Source organism: Hyphomonas beringensis (assembly GCF_000682755.1).
Taxonomy (GTDB): domain Bacteria; phylum Pseudomonadota; class Alphaproteobacteria; order Caulobacterales; family Hyphomonadaceae; genus Hyphomonas; species Hyphomonas beringensis.
This window is the reverse complement of sequence record NZ_AWFF01000024.1, coordinates 43,573-69,080: the sequence shown is the minus strand read 5'-3', so window position 1 is coordinate 69,080 and position 25,508 is coordinate 43,573. Positions and strand designations below refer to the sequence as shown.

The window sequence follows — 25,508 nt, the reverse complement described above, 5'->3', positions numbered from 1 at the left end:
CTTTATTGCCGAGACCGCCGCGCTCATATATTCGCGAACGACTGGCAACAGGGCATACCGAGCATGACGACCTATACTTCAGACCAGCGCCACCACACGGCGGACACATGTGAGAGCATGGAGCAGGTTCGCTACGAGATTGACCGCATCGACCGTCTGCTTGTGGAAGTTCTGGCTGAGCGCCAGTCCTTCATGGATGCTGCCGCCCGCATCAAGGGGGACCGGAACATCGTGCATGATCGGCCGCGGATCGAAGATGTTGTCGACAAGGTCAAAGCGGCATGCGCCGATGCTGGCCTGTCACCGGCCATCGCCGAGCCTGTTTGGCGGACCCTGATAGATCGCTGTATTGCCTACGAATTTTCGAGCTATGACGCCTTGAAGGCTCCGGAAGACGCCAGTTCGTGAAGCACTTTTGCGGCCTCTTCTAGAGTGTCGCCAAGTGCATCCTTTACGTCTCCCAGTAGAACTGCCGCGACCGTGAGGCTGGGCGGGGTTTCCGCGCGGCCCGCTTTTTCGGCTTTTTCGCATTTGGCAGCCAGACGAATGGCACCAATGCCCAGGGCTGAGCCCTTGAGTGTGTGCGCGGCGTCTGCCCATTGTGTAGGGTCTGTTCTCGGGTCCAGCATGCGAGACCAGATTTCAGCCTGATGCTGGAAAATCTCAAGGATCTCTATCGCGAGTTCCGGGTCATTGCCCGTCATCGATTTCAGATGGTCGCGGTCCAGCAAGGCGAGAGGATCAGTCATGGGCGCAGGCTCCTGAACGTTTGGGTATGATGGCATGCATGGCCCTGTGCATTCGTTAATCGTAAAGCCGACAGCCCGGAAAATATGGATGTTTTTATCAATTGTCGAAAATGTGGATATCGAGTAATATAGTTTGGCGCAGTGCTAAGGAAATGCGCCAACGTATTACTGGGGAACTCCGATGATGAGCCTTATTTCGCTCGTTCGCAATCTTGCCATTGCTGCCATTCTTGCATGGCTTGGCTTGGAGTTTGCGCCGGATCAACAGGATGCATCCGAACAGGCCGATACCGGAACGGTTTCCATCCTGGCCGTCGGGCGCTGAGCCGACTGCTATAAAAGCCCAGATTAGCCTTATTCTGGTCTCGCGCCGGGCGAATTGTCACGGTATACTCCCTTCATGACAGAAACGCCTGCCGCTCGCCCGTCTGGCCGCGATCTGCTCGTCAGGCAAGAGGCGTCGCACAACTTCGAGCTCGCCCGCAACGGCGGCAGCTGGATGGTTGTGACCGGATTTATTGTAGCATTTTGCTGGATATTCGGTGCTGCGGGCATCGCACTTGGTCTGTGGGGCGTTGATGGTCTCAAGGAATTACCAACCCTTGCCTTGGTTGGCGGCGGTCTTGCGGGGCTTGTTCCGGCCCTACTGATGATCATGGCGGGCTATATGGGTCGAACAAATCGCCGGGCCGCTGCGTCGAATGCCTTGGTGATGGAGGCTGCCGTCCGTCTGATGGCGCCAGCGCGTGAAGCGGGCACAGAAGGCATCACCTTTGCCGAACAGATGAAGCAGGCTGCCGCTGAGGTGGACCGTGCGATGGCGCATGCGCTTACCGCGATGAAGGCCATGGCCGGGGAGATTGGCGATGAGCGGCTGCGCCTTGAATCTGTTGCTTATGCCAGCGCTGATAATGCCCGCGAATTGACCGAGCGGCTTGGGGCTGAACGCCAGGCCCTTGAAGGACTGGCACGCGATCTGCGCGCGCAAATGCAGTCCCTTAATGAGGCGATCCCGCGTCAGGCCCAGATGATGGTGCAGGCCGCGCGCGAGGCCAGTGAGGAAGTCTCCAGGGCTGATCACGCGCTGGAGACCCGTCTGCAGGATATGCAGATGGCCGGTCGTTCTCTGTCTGAGAAGCTGGTCGAGCTTGATGGCCTGGCCAGCGATGCGGCCACCCGAACCGAAACGCTGACCTTTGCGGTCAGCCGTATCGAAGAGAAGCTGGATCAGTCTCGCCGCACGGTTGATGCCGCCGTCAGGGCAGGGGAGATTGCCGCGGCAGCGGCCATGACGACGGGCGATACACTGAACGATGCTGTGTCGTCAGCTCTTGAAGCGGCACGTCTTGCCAATCGGGAGATCAACCAGTCCACACGCGAAGCGGCTGAACACGCCGCCCAGGCTCTGGCGCAACTGAAAGAGGCGGGCGAGCAAGCCGCGTCCGCGATCCGCTCGGCAGAATATGCTGCACGCGCCGACACGGTGCGTCTCGAACAAAAGGCCAAACAGCCTCAGGCCCCTGCATTGTCTCAATCTGCTCCTTCGCAGCAGGATCATGTGGCTAAGCCAGCAGAGCGGCCTGCCGAACCGCCTGCCAGTCGGCCAGCGCATGTGCCCCAGCCTGACAATACGTCCACCCGAGACCCAAAGCCTCTCTCGCATAACAGCAGCCCGCGAAACGGCTTTCATCCTGAAGAGCGAAACGGCCACATGCCGGAGGCGCCTCGCGATCCTGCGCCGGCTCCCTCCGTTCGTCGGCCCAGCATGGAAGACGAATTGTTCGATGCGGCCGCGGATGCGCTCGCCAATGCCGCCTTGACGGAGGGTGCGCCAGAAAAACCTGCGTCCGCTCCGCAGCATGACGCGAATGAGGATGATGGTGGAGAATGGGAACCGGAACGCCCGGTGGCCCGCGATCCGATGCTGCTGCGCCGCCGGTTTGACGACCCGCAGCCTTCCGAGGAAATGCCGGCTGAAACTCCGAGGCGCCGGGCAACGGATTTCCCGCAGAGTCAGCCGACACAAACTCCACCGGTTTCAAGGCAGCAGCCACCAGCTGCACCGCAGATTTCCCCTCCGCCCTACGTGCCGCAGCCGGAGCGGCCTTCGCCGCCGCCTGCTCAAGAGGCCTCCCATGCGGGCGGGGCACTTGTGCCTGCACGGCCATCTGCGCCTTCGCACGGACCGGAAATGGGCTGGCGCGACATCATCTCTGACATGAGCCGGGAAGATTCTCCGCATCGTGATCGTGAGGAAGTGGCAGAAGAGCTGCTCGATCGCCTGCAAAGTACGGGCATCATGCTGCCGGAAACATTCCGTCCCAAGGCCAAACGCAAGATTGCCGAAGCGGCACGCCGTGGGGACCGTGAACGCAAGACAGCCATCATTGCGCAGGCTGGCCGCCAGGTGGACCGTGTCACACAGCGCCTGCGTAATGATCGTGAATTGTTGCAGCTGGCCCGCGAGTTTATTTCTCTTGAGGAAGAGGATGCTCTGGCTGCTCTGGAGCAAACACAGAAGACAGGCCGCAATGCCAGTCCACGTCTTGCGGCTTACCTCCTGATTGATGCCGCCCTCTAGCCTGCTGCCAGTACCAGAACCACAACCCCCAGCGTCACCAGCAGCACGCCGGTGATTTCGCGCGCGGTCAGTGTCTCCTTGAAGACCAGAAGTGAGGCAGCAAGTGTGAAGACAATGTCGATCTGGCCAAGCGCCCGCACATAGGCGGCATTCTGGAGCGTGAAAGCGGTCACCCACGCCAAAGACCCCATCAGACCCACCAGCCCGACAAGGCCTGTCATGCGCCAGGCCTTGAACAGTTTCGTGATCTGGCCCGGCTCGCGCAGCCACATCCAGAACACAATGGCCCCCGCCTGAAAGATAGTGACATAGCTGACCGTGATTGACGCGCGTAGCAGAGCGTCTCCGTCAGAGAGGGAGAGAGAGGCGCCCCTAAACGCTACCGCGGAGAGGCCAAACAGCCCGCCGGACAGAATGCCGATCCACAGGGCACTATCCGGCTTCCATTTCGAGGTTGCCGTTTTGGGAATGGAGATCATCATGACGCCTGACAGGCTGATCATGATGGCTAGGGCCATCAGCGGAGAGAGATGGTCGCCCAAGAGGATGATACCAAATAGCGCCGTCTGTACGGGTTCTGTTTTTGTGAAAGCGGTTGCCGCAGAGAAGTTTGCCCGACTGAACAAGTGGATCAGCAGGCCTGTCGCCACGATCTGGCAGAGGCCGCCCAGAGCGCCATAGAGATAGAACAGCCCCGGAATGCCGGGCAGGGCATCGCCCCGCGCTTGCATCAGACCAAACGTGAACAGGACAGCCAGCGGGGCAGCAAACACGAAGCGCGAGGCCGTCGCGCCCCACGTGCTCAGCTGCCCCTTCAACTGTTTTTGCAGCGCAGAGCGAAGGTTCTGGCAGAACGCGGCTGCCAGCGTGATGGGGATCCACAAATCCATGTTTCAGGCCCTGAGGGCTGAGGCCGTGATCAGGCGGCGTGGGTACGCTTTGCCTTGCGCGCTTCCAGCTTGTTCACGGCATGGAGATAGGCTTTTGCACTGGCCACCAGTGTGTCTGGGTCAGATGAGCGCCCCGTCGACATGATGCCCTCACAGTTCAGGCGTACAGACACAGTCGCCTGCGCATCTGTGCCGCCGGTGACGGCATGCACCTGATAAAGCTCCAGCTTGCCCTCATGCGGCACGATCTCGCGGATAGCATTGAACACGGCATCGACAGGGCCATTGCCGCGAGCGATCGCGAATTTCTCATCGCCATCGACCACCAGATCTATCTCTGCCGTTTGGGGGCCATCCGTGCCTGCGACGACACGCAGACGCTTGAAGACAATACGCTCGCCCTCTGCGGCCAGTTGGTCATCGACCAAGGCGATGATGTCATCATCGAAGACGTGCTTCTTACGGTCGGCCAGCGCCTTGAAGCGCTTGAACGCATCATTCAGGGCTTCGCCTTCCAGCACATAGCCGAGCGCTTCCAACTTGTCGCGGAAGGCATGGCGGCCAGAGTGTTTGCCCATGACCAGAGATGTCTTGGCAACGCCGACATCTTCCGGGCGCATGATCTCATAGGTTTCGGCATTCTTCAGCATGCCATCCTGGTGGATGCCGCTTTCATGCGCGAAGGCGTTCTTGCCGACAATGGCCTTGTTGTACTGCACAGGAAACCCGGTGATGCGGCTGACCATGGCGGAGGCCTTGGAGAGGTAGGCGGGCTCGATATTGGTATCGAATGGCAGGGTGTCAGCGCGCACCTTCATGGCCATGACAACTTCCTCCAGCGCGGCATTGCCAGCACGTTCGCCCAGGCCATTGATGGCACATTCCACCTGGCGTGCGCCGTTGGCGACGGCATTGATGGAGTTTGCCACAGCCAGGCCAAGGTCATTGTGGCAGTGCGCCGACCAGATCACCTTGTCGGAGTTCGGGACATTCTCGATCAGGCGGCGGAACAGCTCGCCATATTCATCCGGGTGGGAGTAGCCGACAGTATCGGGAATGTTAATCGTGGTCGCGCCGCTGGCGATGGCCACATCGATACATTTGCACAGAAAGTCGAATTCGGTGCGAGTTGCGTCTTCCGCGCTCCATTCCACATCATCGGTGTGATTGCGTGCCTGTGCCACGGAGCGTCCGACAGCCTCCAGAACCGCGTTGGGGCCCATTTTCAGCTTGTGCTTCATATGCACGGGGCTGGTGGAGATGAAGGTGTGGATACGCGGGCGCGCGGCCTTGCGGACGGCTTCGGCGCAGCGCTCGATATCGTTCGGCGTTGAGCGGGCGAGGCCGCAGATAATGGCGGATTTTGATTGCTCGGCAATCGCGCTGACGGCGGCGAAATCACCTTCCGATGCAGCTGGGAAACCAGCTTCGATAACATCCACCCCCATGGTTTCCATCAACTCAGCCAGTTCGAGCTTTTCATTGTGGGTCATGGACGCGCCGGGCGATTGTTCGCCGTCGCGCAAAGTGGTGTCAAAAATACGAATATGAGGGTTTGAAGTCGTGGACATTTTCTGTGGGACCGGTCTGGGAGTGAAAAATCAGGCTAATTTGAACCCCTGACCGCGCGACTGCCCCGGCTGACCTTAGGCAGTCGTCTCCGGCCAGGGGCCGGTAAGCAGTAGTTGAAGGGGCAAATTATTCCACATAAGGCGTTACATCGTCTGCCTGAGCGCTGGTGTCAACCTCGTTCTGCCCTATCAATGCAACAGATTGCCTGCTTTTACGCATACGGGCGCGGGCATATGTGGCAATGGCGATATAAACGCCGATAGCTGCGACGGCCGCTGCAATTGCGGTAAGCGGGTTGCCCTTGAAGGCCGCAAAAAGGCTTTGCCCGGCAAAGGCGATGAGGGCGATCTTCGGGATGATGCCCACAGCCAGACCGGCCCAGTAATGCAGGAATTTCGCATGGCTGACGCCGAACGCCATGTTCACGATGAGGGCAGGGCCCGCCGGTACGTTCCGGACAATGGCGCTGGTCATCATCGCATTGCGGCCCACGAATCCGGACAGCCGGTTCGCTGTCTCGCCTGCATAGCGCCGAAAGGCTTTCTCGCCTGCCAGTCGGCCTGCATAGAAGGTCACCGCCCCAGAGACCATGTTGGCAATCCATGCCATGAACGCGCCCAGCCATGGTCCGAACGCCGCCACCGCAATGGCAACGAGCGCAAATTGCGGCACGCCAAGAAAAGCCCCGACGACAAAAAGTAGGACTATGGCAGGAAGGGCCCATGGGCTGCTGGCCACATTGTCCATGAAAGTCTGCAAAGCGGTCGCGTCGACAATATTTGCCATCTTGCCGACCGCAAACAGCCCTACGATCACCAGAAGGGCGATCAGGCCGATGATTGCGCCACGCTTCGCGTTCGCATCAATGACTTTGCGGGGGGCTGGTTGTGTGTCCATCGGCATGCTCTGGGGATCTGCGGCTGATTTACGTCATCCGGGCATATGCCGCAAAGTTAATTTCTACAGTAGTTGATCGCGCAGTCGGGCGTCGATACCAAGCCGGAGCTGTATCGTATCTGAATGAGGACGACCTGATGACTGAGCTATCGCCCCGCTACAATTGGACTCGTGAAGAGATCGCCGATCTCTACACTCTGCCGCTGGATAGCCTGATGGCCAAGGCGCTGGGTGTTAAGCAGGCGAACTGGCCGGATGGGAAAGTTCAGAAATCGCAATTGCTGTCGATCAAGACAGGTGGGTGTGCAGAAAATTGCGGCTATTGCAGCCAGTCAGCACATTTCGACACGGGCCTGGAGGCCTCAAAGCTGACGCCGTTGGAGGACGTGGTAAGTGCAGCCCGCCGCGCAAAGGAAAACGGCGCGGACCGTTTCTGCATGGGGGCAGCCTGGCGCAGTCTGAAACAGCGGGACGTTCCGAAAGTGGCTGCGATGATCGAGGCAGTCAAAGCCGAAGGTCTCGAAACCTGCGTGACGCTGGGCATGCTGGAGGAGGGGCAGGCAGAGGCCCTGAAATCAGCCGGGCTCGATTACTACAATCACAACCTCGACACGTCTCCGGAATATTATGGCTCAGTCGTCACGACGCGGACCTATGATGACCGCCTTGAGACATTGGGAAAGGCGCGAACAGCTGGCTTGAAACTTTGTTGCGGCGGTATTCTGGGGATGGGCGAAAGCCGGGAAGACCGCATCGGCCTGATCCATGAACTGTCCAAACTGACGCCGCATCCGGAGAGTGTTCCGGTTAACATGCTGGTGCCGATTGAAGGCACGCCTCTCGGCCAGAGTCCGGCGATCTCTGTTATTGAAATGGCACGGGCGATTGCGGTCTGTCGCATCGTGTTCCCGAAAAGCTGGGTGCGCCTGTCGGCCGGCCGCGAAGGCATGACCGAAGAGGGCCAAGCGCTGTGCTTGCTCGCCGGGGCAAACTCCATCTTCGTTGGAGACCGCCTGCTGACGACGGACAATCCGGAGCTTGACGAGGATGACGCCCTGATGGGGCAGATGGGCATGGAAGCGGCTGGCCGGAGCGAAATGGAAGCCCCGGCCCGGCGCGTTACGCTGCTCGAGTCCTGATCAGCGGGTCTGACCGCCATCGACCGGCATAATGGTGCCAGTGATGAAGCTTGCGGCAGGGCTGAGGAGGAAGGCGGCAGCGCTGCCGATCTCTTCAGGCTTGCCGAACCGTCGCAGCGGCACTTCACGCTTGATCCAGCGTTTCCACGCATCGCCGCGCTCGCCATTGACGCGTTCTTCCCACTCGCCGTCCGGGAAGATGATATTGCCTGGTGCGATGGCATTGATGCGTACGCCTTTCGGCCCGGAGATGCGGGCGAGTTCCTTGGTCAAATGGTTCATGGCGGCCTTCGAGGTGCCATAGGTGAGGGGTGTGCCGAGGCCGGTTAGGCCGGCAATGGATGAAATCATGAGCACAGAGCCTTCGCCGCGCGGGTCCATCCGGCGCAGCGCAGAGCGGGCCAGATAGAAGGCGGAATTGAGGTTTTGCGACAGGCCCGCGTCCCAGGTTTTGTCATCTACTTCAAAACCGGGCGGGCAGGGGTGCAAGCCGACATTGGCGACCGCGCCCCACAGAGGGCCCATGTCTTCTTCAATGGCGGCAATCATGCTCTCAACGACATCAGGATCCCTTAGATCGCCAGCGCGGGTCCAGACCGCATCCTTGCCATAGGTTTCCGCCAGACGGGCAGCTTCCTGTTCCAGCTTCTCCTGGCCACGGGCCGCCATGGCGACGCGCGCGCCTTCAGCCAGGCATGCCTCAACAATCCCCAGTCCGATGCCTCGGCTGGCGCCAGCGACGAAGATAACTTTTCCGGTCAGTCCCAGATCCATTTGTGCGTTTCCTCTTTCTTATGTCGCGCTGACCCTAAGGCCTTTGCGCGCGAAGAACATCCCCGCCCTCAGGGAAGGACGGGGCGGGAGGTCAAGTAGCTTTGCGATAGCGCGGGTTCACGCTTTCATCGAGGCGGGGCACTTTTCCTGTGATCGCCTTGATTGCGCGTTCAAGCGCCGGGAACAGGCCGATACGTTCCAGCACAGGGTTCACGTAATTCGTGATGACGCAATAATGCGTATCCTTGCCTTGGCGGTGGTGCGCCGCGTGATGTTTGAAGGACTGTGCGAGGCCTGTCTTCTGCACCAGCGTGATGAGACGGCCATTCTCTTTCGGGCTGCGATGCGCGGCGCGGTGAAATTCGTTGGCGAATACACCGAAAAAGACAGCCGAGCCCGTGAACAAGTTCAATGTGCCGGTCCCCCAGAACAGGGCCAGGAAGATGATGCCAAGGAGAACCACTTCTCGATTGCGCGTGAAGAAGGTGCCTCTGAGAAAGTCGCGTGGCTTGAAGTGATGCTCCTGATTGGCCCGGATCGTGTGGCCCAGAATGGGCCATTTCGGGTTGCCATAACGATCCTCAAACCAGTGGATAAGGCCTGAGACCAGATCTGCGAAAAACAGACCGCCCAAGATGGACGCCATGGATTTGGCGGTAGTGAGTATAATCGTGACCGGCATGAGCCGTCTCCTTCTTGCATGTCGTCTTGATTGGCTTTTCGCCTTTTTATTGAGCGAATGCTTGCTCACTGAATAAGGCGACAATTTGGCAAGTGAATGTTCAGTCACTAATTTTTTGTTTGCTGCCCGTTAAAGGACTTTCCCCAGGCATGAGTTCGCTGAAAGTAAGCCTGTCCATACCTGAAAGAGGGGAGGGGTTATTCCGGGCGGACCGGTTTGCGCGTGATGACGTAAAGTGCGCCAATGCCGATCAGGCTGAGCCCGCCTGCCATAAGCCATGCGTGGTGATGCCCCAGCACGAGGATAAGCGCCGCCGCAAATGCCATGCCGATCAGCGCCGCAATCTTGGCCTCACGGGCCAAGGCGCCTGTTTCCAGAAATGTCTTTATGGGCGGGCCGATACCGGGGCGGGTATAGATCCATTCAGCCCAGCTCGGGTTTGATTTCGCGAAGGCCAGCGCGGCAACGATCCAGAAGACTGTGGTTGGCCAGACTGGCAAAACCAGCCCAATCGCCCCCAGTGCGAAAGCAATTATCCCGACTATTCGCCAAAGCCACATGGATGATCCATTCCCTGTCCCGCAATCGCTGGCAAGTACCGGAATAGGCCTGTAAGGCAATTGAGGCTGGAATTTAGGCGTTTTTCTTTGATTTGTCTCAATCGCGCCCTGTTCGCGCCGCCCGGAAGATGTGTAAGAACGGTAAGAAAGCTCAAAGGAGAGGGTTTCATGTCGCATAAACAATCGGGCAAGTGGGGTTCGGGCCGGGCGGTGTTAGCCGCTTTCATGATCGCCATTCTTGCTGCGTGTGGAGGCGGCAAGGACAAATCGGCTCCTGATCCTGCACAATCTGATCAAGGCAGCATCGTAACGCGCTCTTCGGCAGACAATGTCGCCGCGCGCCAGCGTGAGGCGCGGCGTCAGAAAGCCCGGGAAGCCACAGAGCAGGACTTCACCTATTTCAGGTACCGGATCGATACTTCGACAGAGCAGCCGCTGGCTTGCTTTGTCTTCTCTGCGCCGCTTGATCCGGAGGCGGACTATTCTCCTTATGTCGAGTTCCGTCCGGCATTTCGCCCGGCGCTCAGCGTCGAAGGACGTGAGCTTTGCGTGGGTGGCCTGACCTTTGGCAGCGAGCGTACGGCCAAGCTGCTCTCCGGCCTGCCGGCAGCAGACGGACGGACGCTGAAGCGGGACGAAACCGTTCCAATCGATTTTGCGGATCGTCCGCCTTATGTCGGCTTCAAGGGCGCAGGGATCATCCTGCCGCGCGAAGACGCGGATGGCCTGCCTATTGAAACGGTGAATGTGGATGAGGTGAAGGTCACCGTATCCCGCATCAATGACCGCGCACTGGCCTTCAAGAATATCTCTGAAGGGCAGACAACGGCGCAAGGCCGTTATGCTTATAATTGGGGCGAAGACGATCCCAGTGATGTCGCAGAAGAATTGTTCAATGGCACTATGCAGATCGCGAATGAGCAGAATGCCCCGGTTGTAACAGTCTTTCCTCTGCAGGATGTGATCGGCACGCTCGAGCCCGGCGTCTATTATGTACATGTCGAGGATGCCGCCGACCTGAGTAGCGCGGAAGGGCCGCCAGCCTCTTCCAGCCGCTGGATCATGATGACTGACCTGGCCATAACGGCCTATCAGGGTAGCAATGGCCTGGACCTGACGCTGCGCTCCTTGAAGGATGGCCGCCCTGTGCCAGACACGACGGTGCAACTGGTCGCCATGAACAATGATGTTCTGGCAGAGGCTCGCAGTGATGAGATGGGCCACGTCACCTTTGATGCTCCGATCACGAACGGGCAGGGCAATATGGCCCCCAAACTCGTCATGGCCTATAGCGCCAAGGGTGAACTGGCTGTGCTGGATCTTACCCGCGCGCCTGTGGATCTTTCGGAATATGCCGTTGGCGGGCGCCGGGCACCGGGTCTGATTGACGCCTATCTCTACACCGAGCGAGGCATCTACCGCCCGGGTGAGACGGTTCAACTGACAGGCCTGCTGCGTGACCACACGGGCAAGGCGATTGAGGACCGCTCAGGCTATCTGGTAATCTATCGTCCGAATGGCCTGGTTGCCGACAAATTCCGGTTCGATGACCCGGAAGCCTCCGCCGTGCTGCATAGCTATGAACTGGACAAGGGGGCATCCCGCGGCCAGTGGCGTGCGACGGTGGAAGTCGACGGTGTTTCGGGCGCATCCGGCTCCGTCAATTTCTCGGTTGAGGATTTCGTCCCGCAGCGTATTGCTGTCGATCTTGAGACGGACACGGATACGCCGCTGAAGCTTGGCCAGACACGTGCTGTGGAAGTGTCTTCGCGCTTCCTCTATGGCGCGCCGGGCGCAGGCCTGACGGTCAAGTCTGAAGCGCGTGTCGAAGCGGCGCCAAATCCGTTCCCCGATTTCAAGGATTTCAGCTTTGGCCGCCATGATCAGAGCTTCCATGAGCGTATTCTCGAAATGGATGATACGACAACGGACGGGGCGGGCGTCGCAACAGTTCAGATCGCGCCAGGCAATGCTGGCAGCAATGCCGGACGTCCGCTGCGCATCAACGCAGTTATCAGCGTGTTGGAGCCCGGTGGTCGCGCCGTTACGGAAAGTGTGCGGATTCCTTATCGTCCCGAACGGCTCTATGTCGGCCTGAAACCCGGCTTTGACCGGTCCGTCGAAGAGGGCAAGGATGCCTCTTACGAAGTTGTTGCAATGAACGATGCCGGAAAGGCGATTGCCCAGCGGCTAACATGGAAACTTCTGGCGGTTGATTATCACTATGACTGGTATCGTGATGGAGATCGCTGGCGCTGGCGCCGGTCGCGTACTGTCACGAAGGTCAATGAAGGCATCGTGACGACGCCGGAAGGTGGCTCTGCTGAGATCCGCGTCAGCGGGCTCGACTGGGGCAGCCATGAACTGGTCGTGGAAGGTACGGAGGCGCATTCCAACGTTTCTGCCAGCGATGATTTCTATGTCGGCTGGGGTGGCCGCGTGTCGGAAGATGGCATTGAGGCCCCGGACCGTGTCCGTGTGCTTGGCCCTGACAAGGCGCCGGGCCCGGGCAAGAGTGCCGACATCACGATCATTCCGCCCTATGCGGGACAGGCCCAAATTGTTGTCGCTACGGATCGCGTATTGTCTGTGCAGAACCTGGCAGTGGGTGAGCAGGGCGCAAATGTAACCCTGCCTGTGACGGAGGAGTGGGGAGAAGGTGCCTATGTGATGGTGTCAGTCTATACAGAGCGTGATCCCATCCTTCAGGCCAAGCCACGCCGCGCGATTGGTGTCACCCACATTCCCGTGAATATGGAGTCGCGCACATTCGGCATGACCATCAAGGCGCCGGATGTCGTACGTCCAGTAGGCGAGCAAGTGGTCGAGGTGGAATTTGAAGGTGGGCCGCGTGAGCCTGTCTATCTCACCCTGGCTGCAGTCGATGAGGGCATTCTGCGCCTCACCAAGTTCAAGAGTCCTGACCCTGTCAGCTATTATTATGGCAAGAAGGCGCTGGGCGTTGAGATGTATGACGACTATGGACGTCTGCTGGACCCGAACATGGGACTGCCTGCCGAAGTCCGCTCGGGCGGTGACCAGTTAGGCGGTGAAGGCCTCTCCGTTGTACCGGTGAAATCTGTCGCCCTGTTCTCCGGCCTCGTGGATATCGGCCGCTCCGGCAAGGCACGCGTTCGGTTTGACCTGCCGGAATTCAATGGCGAGTTGCGCCTGATGGCGGTTGCCTGGTCGAAAAACGGCCTTGGCTCTGCCGAGTCCAGCATGATCGTGCGCGATAAGGCGCCATCGGACCTGATCATGCCGCGCTTCCTGGCACCAGGTGACGAGGCGATGATGACGGCCAGCATCGACAATGTAGAACTCGATAGCGGTGAATTCTCTGCGACGATTACAGAGGAAGGTACTGTCAAAATCGCCGATGGACGCCTCACGCGTAGCATTGAAACAGGCAAGCGCGCTGACGTGCCAGTTCGCATCGAAGCAGAGAGTGAGGGCATTTCTACGCTGATGCTTGCTGTAAGCGGGCCTGACAAATACTCGACGGAACGCAGTTATCAGATCCAGACGCGGTCTCCCTATCTGCCGGAAACGCGGGTCACCAAACAGCTGATGCAGCCCGGTGATACGTACACGGTGAGTGCGGACCTGCTGCAGGGCTATGTGCCCGGTTCTTCCAGCATCAGTGTTGGGTTCTCAACGCTGCCGATGGACCCGGCCACGCTCTATGCGTCTTTGGACCGGTATCCCTATGGCTGCACAGAGCAGACCACCAGCCGCGCCTTGCCGCTGCTCTATTCAGAGCAATTGGTGGCCATGGGCGCCAAGGGCTCAAAGGATGATGCGACGACACGTATCCAGGAAGCCGTGAATACGGTGCTGAACCGCCAAAGCTCGGATGGCGCCTTTGGCCTGTGGCGAGAAGGGGATGGGTATGCCTCTCCATGGCTCGGTGCTTATGTCACTGACTTCGTCTATCGGGCGCAGCAGGCTGGCTATGCAGTGCCGAATGAAGCGCTCGACCGTGCCTATGGCGCCCTTCGGGCGGTCTCCACGGGCGATGCGTGGCGCGTCTATGGCTATGACACGGATGTCTATGAGAGCCGTTATTCCAACGATACGACAGAAAAGCTGATGCAGCGCTCCTCGGCCTACGCGCTCTATGTGCTGGCCAAGGCAGGCAAGGCGGACGTTTCCCGTCTGCGTTATCTGCACGATCGTGAGCTGCGCAATATCGACAGCCCGCTCGCACGTGCCCATATAGGCGCGGCACTGGCCATGCTGGGGGACCGCGCCCGCGCTTCGTCCGCCTTCAAGGCTGCCATGGATGGCATCGGCTATGACAATACAGGCGACTATTACCAGACGCCACTGCGGGATGAGGCCGCCATTCTGGCGCTCGCATCTGAAGCCGGAATGCTGGATGACGTCGAGAGCCTGGCCAAGAAGCTGGGTGAGGATGCTCCGGACCCGAGCCAGATGACGACCCAGGAGAAGGCATTTGCCCTGCTGGCCGTCAATGCTCTGAACAAGGGTGCCGAAGGCTTCAAGCTGGACGTGAAAGGCCTTGGCCGCGGCAATAATAATGAGCGCCAATACGCTCTGACGGAAGCCCAGGCGAGCGAAGACGTTACCTTCACACTGGAAGGCAAGGCGCCGATGTTCCGCACCGTGCTGGTGACCGGCGCGCCGGAGTCTGCTCCGCCTCCCGCATCATCTGATCTGCGTGTAGACAAGACCTATTACACGCTGACGGGCGGAAAGGTGAACTTGTCACGGGTCCAGCAGGGTGACCAATTGGTAGTTCGTATGCGGGTAACCCCGCAGGAGCGCCGCCTGAACCCTGTGATCGTGGCAGACCTGCTACCGGCCGGTTTCGAGATCGAGACCGTGTTGCGGCCGGCGGATGGCGAGCAGGAGTATGGAAACTCCGGGGCTTTCGCGTATCTGGGCAGGTTGGCTCATGCGCAGACCGCACAGGCCCAGGATGACCGCTATGTCGCGGCAGTGAATGTCTATGCTGACGCGGTGACGCTGGCTTATGTCGTGCGGGCTGTAACGCCGGGTGACTTTGCAATGCCCGGTGTTGTGGCTGAGGACATGTACCGCCCGGAAGTGTTTGCACGATCCAAGGCGGGCCGCGTCACGATCAGCGCTGCGCCAGGCTCTGTGGGGGGAGGGCAGTAAGCCATGCTTACGCCCAGGCGCCTTTTGGCGGGGGTGGCCGTACTGTTCTGTACGGTGATCCTTGCCGACTGGTTGCTACCGCCGCCGATCGAACGGGCAGGGGAAATCTCTGCCCTCGTGACCGACCGGGAAGGCAAGCCGCTCAGGGCTTTCCCGACCCGTGACGGACGCTGGCGCTTCCACGGTGATCTGGCCAAGATTGATCCGGAATTCATCGAGGCGCTCGTCAGGGTCGAAGACAAGAATTTCTATTCCCACCGGGGAACGGATTGGGGCGGGCTGGTGCGTGCGGCTCTCGACTCGGCAAAGGCCGGGCGTGTCGTCTCGGGTGGCTCAACCATCACGATGCAGACCGCCCGCATGCTGGAGCCGCGTGATCGGAACATTAGGTCCAAGCTGATCGAGATTGCGCGCGCCTGGCAGATCGAGCGCCGTCTTTCCAAGGATGAGATCCTTGAGCTGTATCTGACATTGACCCCCTATGGCGGAAACCTGGAAGGCGTCCGCGCGGCCAGCTGGAGCTATTTCGGGCATGAGGCAGACCGCCTGTCCGATGATGAAATTGCACTTTTGATTGCGCTGCCGCAATCGCCGGAAGTACGCCGCCCGGACCGTCATTCTGAACAGGCCGAACGGGCACGCAACTGGGTGGCAACCAAGCTGAACTGGTATGGCGTGTTCAGCGAAGAGGATGTTGCGGACGTGGCGGCATCATCCGTTCCCGGACGGAGGCGTGATTTTCCGATGCGTGCCTGGCATGGCACGGAAAAGGCGTTGGCCAGCGGGCCTTATATGGATGTGCGCTCCACACTGGATGCCAGCCTCCAGGCCGAACTGGAAGCGATCGCCTTGCGCAGCGCAGAAGAAGAGGGGGATGATGTGCAGGTCTCCGCCCTTGTTGTGCATATTCCTACGCGGGCTGTGCGAGGTCTTGTCGGCTCCGCCTCGCGTGACCGTGCGGGCGGCTGGCTGGATCTGACGGCCCAGGCTCGTTCGCCGGGGTCTACGCTGAAACCCTTTATCTATGCCATGGCGTTTGATGATGGACAGGCCACACCTGATACACGGATTGCAGATCTACCGAAAAGGTTCGCCACATATCAGCCTCAGAATTTTGACCGGATGTTCCGCGGGGATGTTCGGGTCTCCGATGCGCTTCAACATTCTCTGAATGTGCCAGCCGTCTTGATGCTGGACCGGGTTGGCCCGGAACGGTTTGCGGCTCAACTGGCGCTCGCTGGTGCGCGTCCGCGTATCCATGGCGGCGCCAGTCATCAGGCGGGCCTCGCCCTCGCACTCGGTGGCGCAGGCCTGACCGCTCGGGAGCTGGCTGTCTTGTATGCCGCATTGGGTGATGGCGGTGTGGCCAAGCCACTTGTCTGGCGCGCAGAGGAGGAAGCGGCCAGTTATGAGCGCATGGGTCACCGCCTTATCAGCGCGCAAAGCTCAGGTGAAATAATCCGTATCCTGCAGAATGCCCCGATGCCGGAAGGGCGCATGCCTGGCCGCCTGACAGCGAGTGCGCCGCAGGTCGCCTTCAAGACGGGAACGTCCTATGGCTTCCGCGACAGCTGGGCGGCTGCTGTGTCAGGCGAGCATGCAATTGTCGTCTGGGTTGGCCGCGCAGATGGCGCGCCGCGCCCCGGCAAGACAGGCCGCGAAGTGGCGCTGCCCATCCTGTTCGAGATTGCTGATCGAACCGCTCATCATCTGCAGGATGAGGGAGAGGCTCGCACACGGCTCACCACCAGCCGCCGGCTAAATACAAAGGGCGCCCTGCGAACCTTCACACCTGAAACCCCGCCGGAAATCCTTTTCCCACCCATGAATGCCGAGCTATGGGCCGGTGAAGTCAATGGCAAGCCTACGCGAGGCTTTGTCCTGGCGGGCAGGGGAGAGGGCGCGCTTAGCTGGTATGTGGATGGCCAGGCCTGCGATGTCGATGATGCGGGCTCACCGGTCTGGACGCCGCAAAGGCCGGGTTTTTATTCGGTGACGGCCGTTGATGATGCTGGCCGGTCCAGCACGGTCAAGGTTCGTGTGCTGACTGGTCCTGCATGAAATTTCAGTAACTCTTGCCGAATGACGCATTTCGGCAACACGCGCTGTACACATTTACGTTAGGCCTGCGCTTTGTGGCTTCTCCTGCCGGGCCGGTACGCCATATGGAGAGCACAGGCGTGTTGTTTTTTTGCCTGTGTAATCTGAGTATCGAGTTGTCATGCGTACACCCTCTGCCCCCACGATCGCTGCCATAGCCGGCATCTCAGCCATGGCTCTTGCCTTCCTTTCGAGCGCAGGCGCCCAACAGGATTCCCCGCATCCGGATGCAGCAAGCAAGCGCCTGTCCCAGGCCGTGTTCGCGGGTGGCTGTTTCTGGTGTGTCGAGGCAGATTTCGACAAGCTGAACGGCGTCGTTGATACAGTTTCCGGCTACACTGGTGGCCATGTGTCAAACCCGACCTATGAGCAGGTTTCTCATAAGGGCACCGGCCATTATGAGGCTGTCCGCGTGACCTATGATCCGGATGTCGTGAGCTATGATACGCTCGTCAGCTATTTCTTCCATCATGTCGATCCGACGGATCCGAACGGTCAGTTCTGCGACAAGGGTGACAGCTATCGCACGGCCATCTTCGTCAACACGGATGCAGAGCGCGAAACCGCCGAAGAGGAAATCCACGAGATTGACGAGTCAGGCATGCTAAAGGCACCTGTCGTGACCAAGGTACTGAAAGCGGAAACCTTCTGGCCTGCCGAGGAATATCACCAGGATTATTACAAGAAGAACCCGCTCAAATATCGCTTTTACCGCACGACATGCGGCCGGGACGATACAGTTCGGGATGTCTGGGCGAAAGCCGACAGCCACTAATCGTCTTTTGCCGGGCACGGCGGGGTTTCAAACTCCGACTGCCCGGCATAGCGATCTTCCCATTCCTGCGTCCGCGCCTGAGGCTGATAGCCTGTGCCTAGATACAGCTGGAAGCGTCTGACAATCGGGCAGCCATTGCTGCGCGTGCCGAGTGGAATGGTGATGTCTCCCAATGACTCGAAGGCTTGGAAATCCCCACGTAGGCGGGGACGCATGGCGGCGTGTTTGGAGACGACCAGAACGCGCTCTGCCATCGGGTCTTCCAGTGGCACACTTTCGGAAAAGCTTTTCGGCCCGGCATAGCGCCGCCAGGAAATCAGCGGGATGGCGCGCTCGCGCGCATAATAATCCAGTCCGTGCCAGACCTCGCGTTCATCTACCAGCACTGCGGTCGCTCCGGCCTCCTGCGCGCGCGAGAAGACGTCTTCAGCGACTTGCTCCCAGCCGCGCGTCCGTTTCAGCGCATTGTCAAAGCCAAGCGCTGTAGAGGTGGAGGCAGGCAAAAGGGCGATGGTCATGAAAGATAGGGCCAACACAGTGTGAAGTGCCAGACTGGTCCAGAGCAGGCCGGAAGGGGCGTGCTTCACAATATGTCCAAAGCCCAGAATGGAGAGGGCGATAAAGGTGCCGATTGCCAGGCGTGCGACCAGTGACATGTCCGGTGCGAACAGGAAGGCGGTGAAGCAAATCCCGGCAATCCAGTACCAGAGGCTGCGATTTGGCCGGGCGCGGGTCAGCCAGGCGGCAACCAGCACGCTGGCCGCAGGATAGGCCGTTGCAGCCCAATTGGCGTTTGCGCGTGAGAGAACAGCCTGGACGAGAATGATCAGAAGGACTGGCAGAATAAAGCATAGCAGCCAGCGATCCCGGCCCATGATGCCCTGGTCCTGCGTACGCATTACGAATACGCCGAAAATCAGTGCCAGGAAGCTGATCGGCCCGAAGACGCCCAACTGGTCCACCAGGAAGGTAAGGGCATGTTCGGGGTTCAGCAGGTCGCCGCCCAGATTGGCGTTATCGACTGTGTGGCTGACTGTTTTGAAGTCATTAGCCGCATTCCAGGCAAGGTGCGGTGCGAAGATGGCCAGCACGGTCAGCAGGGCGGCAAGGCCTTTCCAGGTCAGCAGAGCACGGCGGCTGTCCGCATCAATGACCAGAACCAGGGCCGTGCCGATCAGGAAATAGACCATCGCATATTTGGACAGGAAGCCGAGCCCCACTGCCGCGCCGAGGCCAATGGCACTCGCCCAGCTGCCGGTGCCGCTGCGCAGACGCCATAGCGCCCACAGCGCGGCGCACCAGAAGGGCATCAAGACGCCATCTGTAGAGATGACTGCGGATGACAGGATCACCGCCGGCATCAGAGCATAGCCAAGGCTGGCAAACATAGCGGCGCGGGAGCCGTACATGTCCCTTGCCAGGAAGAAGATGATGAAGGCCCCGGCCGTGTGCAGGAAAGCGGCAGGCAGGCGAACGGCCCATTCTGCATTCCCGAATACAGCTGTGACTGTATGGATGACCCACGCAATCATCGGGGGTTTGGAATAATATCCCCAGTCCAGCGTATCGCCCCAGCGCCAATACTGAGCTTCATCCGCGTAGAGATCCAGCGGGGAAACAGCATTGAACACAACCCGCACAACCAGCAGTACGATCAGTGTGATGAAGGTGAAGGTCCGCCATTTATCGGGCGAATCAGCAGGTCGAGCAGTCATTGGCAGGCGATTCCCTATTATCCTGAGACTTATGCCGCTCAGCCTAGGTAGAATATACCCCTGACTGCACAATTCCTGGTAATCGTCATGCCCAGAACCGTGTCTTTTTTGCATCGCAACAATATGATCGCCATCAAACACGGAATTAACTGCTGAACCTTCAAGTTCTTGTCACTAATCTGTCATCCGGAGTCGCTATGCGACCCGGAAACCAGTCGCATGCAAGGGCGTGGCTGGGGCTTCTCGACCAGGGGAATATCATGATCAATTGGACCAATTTTGCGCGTGGAACGGCAGTTTCTGCCATCGCGCTGAGCATGGCCGGCGTCGCAATGGCGCAGGTTACAACTTCCGTTATCCGCGGAACCGTTACGGATGAGAGCGGTGCAGCCGTTCCTGGCGCTACCGTCACCATCCTGCACGAGCCGAGCGGCACGGTAACAATGGCAACCACCAATGCATCTGGCCAGTTCACCGGCCAGAACCTGCGCGTTGGCGGACCTTACAGCCTTACCATCACGGGCACGGGCTTCGTCCCGGCACGCGCTGAAGACGTTTACGCAAACCTCGGTAACGATACCGACGTGAACCTCGTGATCAGCCGCTCTGATGACACGGCCCGTATGGAAACGGTGGTCATCACCGGTTCTGCAATGCAGGTTGCGCAAGTCGCCGCTGGACCGTCTTCGGTTTACAATCTGTCGACACTGGAAAACACGCCAGCCATGAACCGCGACATCAAAGATGTCGTGCGTCTCGATCCGCGCGTCTATGTTGACGAAGCATTCAACGACTCCATCAACTGTGCCGGTGCAAACCCGCGTTACAACTCTCTGACGGTTGATGGCGCACGCCTCTCAGACAATTTCGGTCTGAACTCTAACGGATATCCGACCGAGCGTATTCCGTTCTCTTATGACTCCATCGAGCAGGTCTCTGTCGAGCTTGCGCCTTTCGATGTTGAGTACGGTCAGTTCACTGCATGTAACGTCAACGCTGTGACGAAGTCGGGCGGTAACGAAATCCACGGCGGTGTATTCTTTGACTACACCAGCGACTCCCTGACGGGCGACAGCATTGATGGTGATGATGTTGAACTCGGCGATTTCGACGAGAAGCGCTACGGCTTCAACATTGGCATGCCGATCATCAAGGACAAGCTGTTCCTCTTCGGTTCCTACGAGAAGTTTGAAGGTGCAAACATCTTCGGCTATACGCCGGAAAGCGCTGGCATCACGCAAGCTGAATACGATGAGATCATTTCCATCGCAGAAGGCTATGGCTATATTTCAGGCGGTCTTCCGAGTTCCATTCCGGTTGAAGACGAGAAAATCTTCGTCAAGCTCGACTGGAACATCAACAACAATCACCGTGCTGCCTTCTCGTACAACTACAATGACGGTTTCAATTTGAGCCCGTCTGACAGCGGCTCCAACCGTCTTGCTGATGGCAACCACTACTATGAGCGCGGTGCAAAGCTGCAGAACTATGCTGGTGCTCTGTATTCTGACTGGACTGAGAATTTCTCCACAGAGTTCCGCGTCACCTATGTTGACCTCGACAACCGTCAGAACCCGGTTCTCGGCTTTGACAACTTCGGTGAAGTCCAGGTCGACGTCGGCGGCTCCACTGTATACCTCGGTGCAGACGACAGCCGTCATGCCAACCAGCTGAACTACACGACGCTGAACTACAAGGGTAAAGCCGACTGGACGATTGGCGATCACACCATCACGTTCGGTGCAGAGCGTGAAGAGTTTGAAGTTTTCAACCTGTTCATCCAGGAAGTTCTCGGTGAGTGGGCCTTTGACTCCATTGAGGACTTCGCTGCAGGTGACTTCTCAGACTTCCGTTATGAGAACGCTGCTGGTTCCAATGACCAGAATGATGGTGCTGCAAACTTCGGTTACGAAGTCACCACCGCATACATTCAGGATGACTGGCAGATCACGGACAAGCTCGATATTGTCGCGGGCCTTCGCTACGACTACTACACATCCGACGACAAGCCGAGCTACAATCCTGACTTCCAAAGCAATTATGGCTTCCGGAACGACGAAACCATGGACGGTCGCGACCTTCTGCAGCCGCGCCTTGGCTTCACCTATGAATTCAATGATGACATCAGCTTCCACGGTGGTGCAGGCCTGTACTCCGGTGGTAACCCGAACGTCTGGATCTCCAACAACTACTCCAACAATGGTGTAACGCTGTTCGAGTCCCGTGTTCGCGGTGGCAACATCAATGACTTCACCTATGGTGGTGGCTCTGGTTCGCCATTCATCGACGTCCCGGATGAGAGCATTGCTGCTGTTGCAGCTGGCATTGGTAGCGGCCCGGTCAACGCTCTTGACCCAGACTTCGAAATTCCTTCCGAGTGGAAGTTCGCTGTGGGCACCACGGTCAACTTCGACACGAACAACCCTTATCTCGGCGATGACTGGCACCTGATGGCAGACATCCTGTACTCCAAGGTGAACGAAGCGGCGATTGTCGTGCCGATCAGCTGGGTACAGACTGGCCTGGCACCTGATGGCCGTCCGATCTACGGTACGGGCAACACGAATGACTTCGTGCTGACCAATACCGAAGAGAAGGGCGACTCGCTGGTTCTATCCGTTGGTGTTTCAAAGTCCTACGATAACGGTATCGACTGGTCCTTGGGCTATGCCTATACGGATGCTGACGATGTGAACCCGATGACATCTTCTGTGGCGTTCTCGAACTTCTCGAACTTCACCACATATGATGCTGTCAACCCGGCTCTGGGTACCAGCGATTACGAGATTGCTCACCGTATCAACCTGACCTTCAACTGGGAAAAAGAGTTCCTCAAAGACCTGCCGACAAAACTGTCTGTGTTCGGCACGGCCAACGAAGGTGCGCCTTACAGCTACACCTTCGGTTCGAACTCCCTGTTCTCGCCATACACACGCAGCAGACGTGAACTGGCGTACATCCCGTATGGTGTGAACGATCCGCGGATCTCGCCGCTGTCTGACGCTCAGGCTGTTGCAGACCTGAACGCTTACATCGAGAGCAATGAGCGCCTGAGAGGCTATCGGGGCAGCATTGCTCCGCGGAACTCTGCAGCGGATGACTGGTGGACGAAGTTCGACCTGCGTCTGGCTCAGGAACTGCCAGGCTTCCGTCCTGATGACCGCGCTGAAGCGTTCATGATCATCGAAAACGTCGGCAACCTGCTGAACGATGAGTGGGGCATCCTGCGCGAGCATGGCTTCCCGGCCAACGCCCAACTCTATGACATCAGCGGCATCGATAATGGTCAGTATGTCATCAGCGGTTTCAATAGCAGCGCTGATCGTGACTCCGTCGTGGCAAACCCGTCGCTCTGGCAGGTCCACTTCGGTGTGAAGTACAAGTTCTAGTTTTTCAGACAGAATGCACATTCGGGAAGGGCGGCCTTGGAAAAGGCCGCCCTTTTCCTTTATTGAAAGCTATGGCATGGCGCGCAAATGACTGATGAGACAATACATCTTCTGCCCGAGTGGGCTCCGCAGAGTGCCCTATGGGTTGGCTGGCCTCGCCTTGCTGAGGAGTGGAGCGGAGATCTGGCAGGTCCGCGCGCTGAAATTGCGGCCTTTATCAAGGCGGCCGCTGAGTACGTGCCAGTGCGTGTCGCGGCAGGATCCGATGAGGCGGCGAACTCCGCGTCTGCTGCCCTTGAGGGTGCAGGCGAGATCGTTCGTATTCCGACGGGCGACATCTGGCTGCGGGACACGGGCCCTATTGTGACAGGGAAGGGGGCGCAAAGACAGGCGCAGGCCTTCCACTTCAATGGCTGGGGCGGGAAATATCTGATGCCTGGCGATACAGAAACGGCAGGAGCTGTGGCCGCACATGAAGGCCTGCCCGTGATCCAGCATGATCTGATCCTGGAAGGAGGCGGCATTGATGCCGACGGGACCGGCCGTTTGCTAACCACGCGCCAATGCCTTCTTAACCCCAATCGCAATCCTGAACTGGATCAGGACAAAATCGAAGCGGCAATCTGCTCCGCGCTCGGCGTGTCAGACTTCATCTGGCTGGGAGATGGCCTGGTGAACGACCATACCGATGGTCATGTCGACAATATCGCTCGCTTCATTGCGCCGGGACATGCCCTTTGCCAGCGCCCATCGGGGGATGGCGATCCCAATGCAGAAACCCTGGCGGAAATCGAAACCAGTCTGCGCCGTGCCGGACTGGAAGTCTCGACGATCCCTTCTCCGGGTTTGATCAGGGACGAGGATGGAAATCCCGTCCCGGCGAGCCATATGAACTTCACGATCACGAACGGGGCCGTATTGGTTCCGGTCTATGAGGATCATTACAGTCTTGTGGCCCTGGCCGAGCTTCAAGCTTTGTTTGATGGGCGGAAAGTGATCGGGCTGCCCGCGCGTCACATTCTGAATGGGGGTGGAAGCTTCCATTGTATGACAAGAGAAATTCCCGCCTGATCCCTGCAGCAGGAGACTGACATGCGTAAACTCACCCTCGCAGCCATCCAGTTCACGCCATCAGATGACGTCCAGGAGAATATAGACCGCGTTGCCGACTATGTGCGGGACGCAGCCGGTAAGGGCGCGGACGTTGTGCTGCCGCCTGAATTGTTTTGCGGCTATTATTTCTGCAAGACGCAGGAAGAAGAACATTTCGCCCGGGCCTATCCTTGGAATGAACACCCTGCTGTTATTCAATTGGCAGAGTTGGCCGCTGAGCTGGGCGTCGTCATTCCGGTGTCGATCTATGAGAAGGATGGTCCTCTCTATTACAATTCTCTGGTCATGCTGGATGCCGACGGCACAGCCCTTGGCGTCTACCGCAAGAGCCATATCCCGGATGGGCCAGGCTATCAGGAGAAGTATTACTTCCGGCCGGGCGATACGGGCTTTCGCGTATGGGACACGATGAAGGGACGGATCGGCGTGGGGATTTGCTGGGACCAATGGTTCCCTGAGGCAGCCCGCTCCATGGCCCTGATGGGGGCGGATGCTCTTCTGTACCCCACGGCGATCGGCTCAGAGCCACAGGACACAAGCCTGGATACCGCCGCCCGCTGGCGCCGCGCCATGCAGGGGCATGCCGTCTCCAATACCATTCCGGTGGTGGCCGCCAATCGTGTCGGGAATGAAGAGGGGCAGATCTTCTATGGCACCAGCTTCATTGCGGACCAGACGGGCGAGATTGTGACGGATTTTGACCGTGCAGAGCAGGGCGTTCTGCTGGCAGAGTTTGATCTGGATGAGATTGAGCGCGAGCGCGCTGCATGGGGGTTCTTCCGCGACCGCCGGACAGACCTTTACGACGGCCTCGTCTGATCAGTTGCCGAGCGTCTCGTCTGGCATAAGGCGAGACATTTCCCGCCTTTCCCGGTCCCGCTTCGGGGCATGCAGCGATGTGACAAGGATTTCGCCGGACTCTTCGGCATAATCTGCGGCCAGTTCGCTGATGACGCGCATGAACTCTTCATGGCTGACCATACGGTCAAGGTTCGGGTCAAAATAGGCCGGATTGCTTAGCGTATCGTCGCGAATGGGAAGGGTTTCGGCCCAGGAAATCTGCTCAAGAGCGCTGAGAGACCCATCGCCATTGGTGTCTGCAGCCAGGAATGCAGCTTCCGCGCCAGAGGTTACTTCTTCGGGGGTGATAACCCCATCCTCATTCGCGTCAAAGCTGACAAAGAGGCTGCCGCCGGGCACCAGCCGTTTGGCTTTCTTGTGTTTGTCCTTACCCGGGCTCTCGCCGCTGGTCCGCATCACGCCTTGGCCGGGCAGGCGCACGATTTCATCCGGGTCTTCGCTGGCCTGAGCATAGATCGGGGCTGGCAGGCACAGAAAGGCCGACACGGCAAAGGCTAACACCCGAGTTCGCATAGCTGACTCCATCGTCATTCTTGAACTCAGACTAGGCCTGTGTGTCGTTTTGG

At 58.8% G+C, this 25,508-nt stretch carries 19 protein-coding genes; 10 read left to right on the top strand and 9 right to left on the bottom strand.

Annotated features, from left to right (window positions below; all coding sequences use genetic code 11):
- Positions 1 to 63 precede the first annotated feature (63 nt).
- Positions 64 to 408, top strand: coding sequence for a chorismate mutase (locus HY29_RS02880; protein ID WP_034791874.1), 345 nt, complete (start codon positions 64 to 66; stop codon positions 406 to 408).
- Here HY29_RS02880 and HY29_RS02875 read toward each other — a convergent pair.
- Positions 369 to 749, bottom strand: coding sequence for an Hpt domain-containing protein (locus tag HY29_RS02875; protein ID WP_034791873.1), 381 nt, complete (start codon positions 747 to 749; stop codon positions 369 to 371). The two genes, HY29_RS02880 and HY29_RS02875, sit on opposite strands and share 40 nt — an antisense overlap.
- A 181-nt stretch (positions 750 to 930) precedes the next feature.
- Between HY29_RS02875 and HY29_RS19125 the strand changes: the two genes are divergently transcribed.
- A complete protein-coding gene (locus HY29_RS19125; protein WP_155838187.1) occupies positions 931 to 1,074 on the top strand; it encodes a hypothetical protein in 144 nt (47 codons plus the stop codon).
- A gap of 75 nt (positions 1,075 to 1,149) precedes the next feature.
- On the top strand, positions 1,150 to 3,330 hold the full coding sequence (locus HY29_RS02870; protein ID WP_034791866.1) for a coiled-coil domain-containing protein: 2,181 nt from the start codon (positions 1,150 to 1,152) through the stop codon (positions 3,328 to 3,330).
- On the opposite strand, the gene HY29_RS02865 is transcribed toward HY29_RS02870, so the two are convergent.
- From HY29_RS02865 to HY29_RS02855, 3 genes are all read right to left on the bottom strand, one after another.
- Entirely contained in the window at positions 3,327 to 4,220 is an 894-nt protein-coding gene (locus tag HY29_RS02865; RefSeq protein ID WP_034791855.1) for a DMT family transporter, read from the bottom strand. The two genes, HY29_RS02870 and HY29_RS02865, sit on opposite strands and share 4 nt — an antisense overlap.
- A 29-nt stretch (positions 4,221 to 4,249) precedes the next feature.
- Positions 4,250 to 5,791, bottom strand: a complete 1,542-nt coding sequence (locus tag HY29_RS02860; protein WP_034791849.1) for a 2-isopropylmalate synthase — start codon at positions 5,789 to 5,791, stop codon at positions 4,250 to 4,252.
- A gap of 127 nt (positions 5,792 to 5,918) precedes the next feature.
- Entirely contained in the window at positions 5,919 to 6,689 is a 771-nt protein-coding gene (locus tag HY29_RS02855) for a TVP38/TMEM64 family protein (protein ID WP_051601071.1), read from the bottom strand.
- Positions 6,690 to 6,826: 137 nt separating this feature from the next.
- Between HY29_RS02855 and bioB the strand changes: the two genes are divergently transcribed.
- On the top strand, positions 6,827 to 7,828 hold the full coding sequence (bioB, locus tag HY29_RS02850) for a biotin synthase BioB (RefSeq protein WP_034791846.1): 1,002 nt from the start codon (positions 6,827 to 6,829) through the stop codon (positions 7,826 to 7,828).
- On the opposite strand, the gene HY29_RS02845 is transcribed toward bioB, so the two are convergent.
- The 3 genes from HY29_RS02845 to HY29_RS02835 form a co-directional block, all read right to left on the bottom strand.
- Positions 7,829 to 8,602, bottom strand: a complete 774-nt coding sequence (locus HY29_RS02845; protein ID WP_034791844.1) for an SDR family NAD(P)-dependent oxidoreductase — start codon at positions 8,600 to 8,602, stop codon at positions 7,829 to 7,831.
- A 91-nt stretch (positions 8,603 to 8,693) separates the two neighbouring features.
- Entirely contained in the window at positions 8,694 to 9,284 is a 591-nt protein-coding gene (locus HY29_RS02840; protein WP_034791840.1) for a fatty acid desaturase CarF family protein, read from the bottom strand.
- A 197-nt stretch (positions 9,285 to 9,481) separates the two neighbouring features.
- A complete protein-coding gene (locus HY29_RS02835) occupies positions 9,482 to 9,844 on the bottom strand; it encodes a YbaN family protein (protein WP_034791837.1) in 363 nt (120 codons plus the stop codon).
- Between the two features lie 168 nt (positions 9,845 to 10,012).
- Here HY29_RS02835 and HY29_RS02830 point away from each other — a divergent pair, with 168 nt between their 5' ends.
- The 3 genes from HY29_RS02830 (at position 10,013) to msrA (ending at position 17,864) form a co-directional block, all read left to right on the top strand.
- Positions 10,013 to 14,989 carry an alpha-2-macroglobulin family protein gene (locus tag HY29_RS02830; RefSeq protein WP_034791835.1) on the top strand — a complete coding sequence of 1,659 codons (4,977 nt, stop codon included), beginning with the start codon at positions 10,013 to 10,015 and terminating at the stop codon, positions 14,987 to 14,989.
- 3 nt (positions 14,990 to 14,992) lie between these two features.
- Positions 14,993 to 17,050, top strand: a complete 2,058-nt coding sequence (gene pbpC, locus HY29_RS02825) for a penicillin-binding protein 1C (RefSeq protein WP_034791796.1) — start codon at positions 14,993 to 14,995, stop codon at positions 17,048 to 17,050.
- Between the two features lie 160 nt (positions 17,051 to 17,210).
- On the top strand, positions 17,211 to 17,864 hold the full coding sequence (gene msrA, locus HY29_RS02820) for a peptide-methionine (S)-S-oxide reductase MsrA (RefSeq protein ID WP_051601070.1): 654 nt from the start codon (positions 17,211 to 17,213) through the stop codon (positions 17,862 to 17,864).
- Here msrA and HY29_RS02815 read toward each other — a convergent pair.
- Complete coding sequence (locus HY29_RS02815) at positions 17,861 to 19,579, bottom strand: ArnT family glycosyltransferase (RefSeq protein WP_034791777.1); 1,719 nt, start codon at positions 19,577 to 19,579, stop codon at positions 17,861 to 17,863. The genes msrA and HY29_RS02815 overlap by 4 nt on opposite strands.
- A gap of 260 nt (positions 19,580 to 19,839) precedes the next feature.
- On the opposite strand from HY29_RS02815, the gene HY29_RS02810 reads away from it, so the two are divergent.
- The 3 genes from HY29_RS02810 to aguB all read left to right on the top strand — a co-directional run bounded on the left by HY29_RS02810 (position 19,840) and on the right by aguB (position 24,900).
- On the top strand, positions 19,840 to 22,968 hold the full coding sequence (locus HY29_RS02810; protein ID WP_034791775.1) for a TonB-dependent receptor: 3,129 nt from the start codon (positions 19,840 to 19,842) through the stop codon (positions 22,966 to 22,968).
- Positions 22,969 to 23,055: 87 nt separating this feature from the next.
- Positions 23,056 to 24,039 carry an agmatine deiminase family protein gene (locus tag HY29_RS02805; protein WP_034791773.1) on the top strand — a complete coding sequence of 328 codons (984 nt, stop codon included), beginning with the start codon at positions 23,056 to 23,058 and terminating at the stop codon, positions 24,037 to 24,039.
- A 21-nt stretch (positions 24,040 to 24,060) separates the two neighbouring features.
- A complete protein-coding gene (aguB, locus tag HY29_RS02800; protein ID WP_034791771.1) occupies positions 24,061 to 24,900 on the top strand; it encodes an N-carbamoylputrescine amidase in 840 nt (279 codons plus the stop codon).
- Here the strand turns inward: aguB and HY29_RS02795 are convergent, their stop codons facing one another.
- Positions 24,901 to 25,455 (bottom strand): EF-hand domain-containing protein, encoded by a 555-nt coding sequence (locus tag HY29_RS02795; protein ID WP_162176666.1) that lies wholly within the window; start codon positions 25,453 to 25,455, stop codon positions 24,901 to 24,903.
- Positions 25,456 to 25,508: the final 53 nt, after the last annotated feature.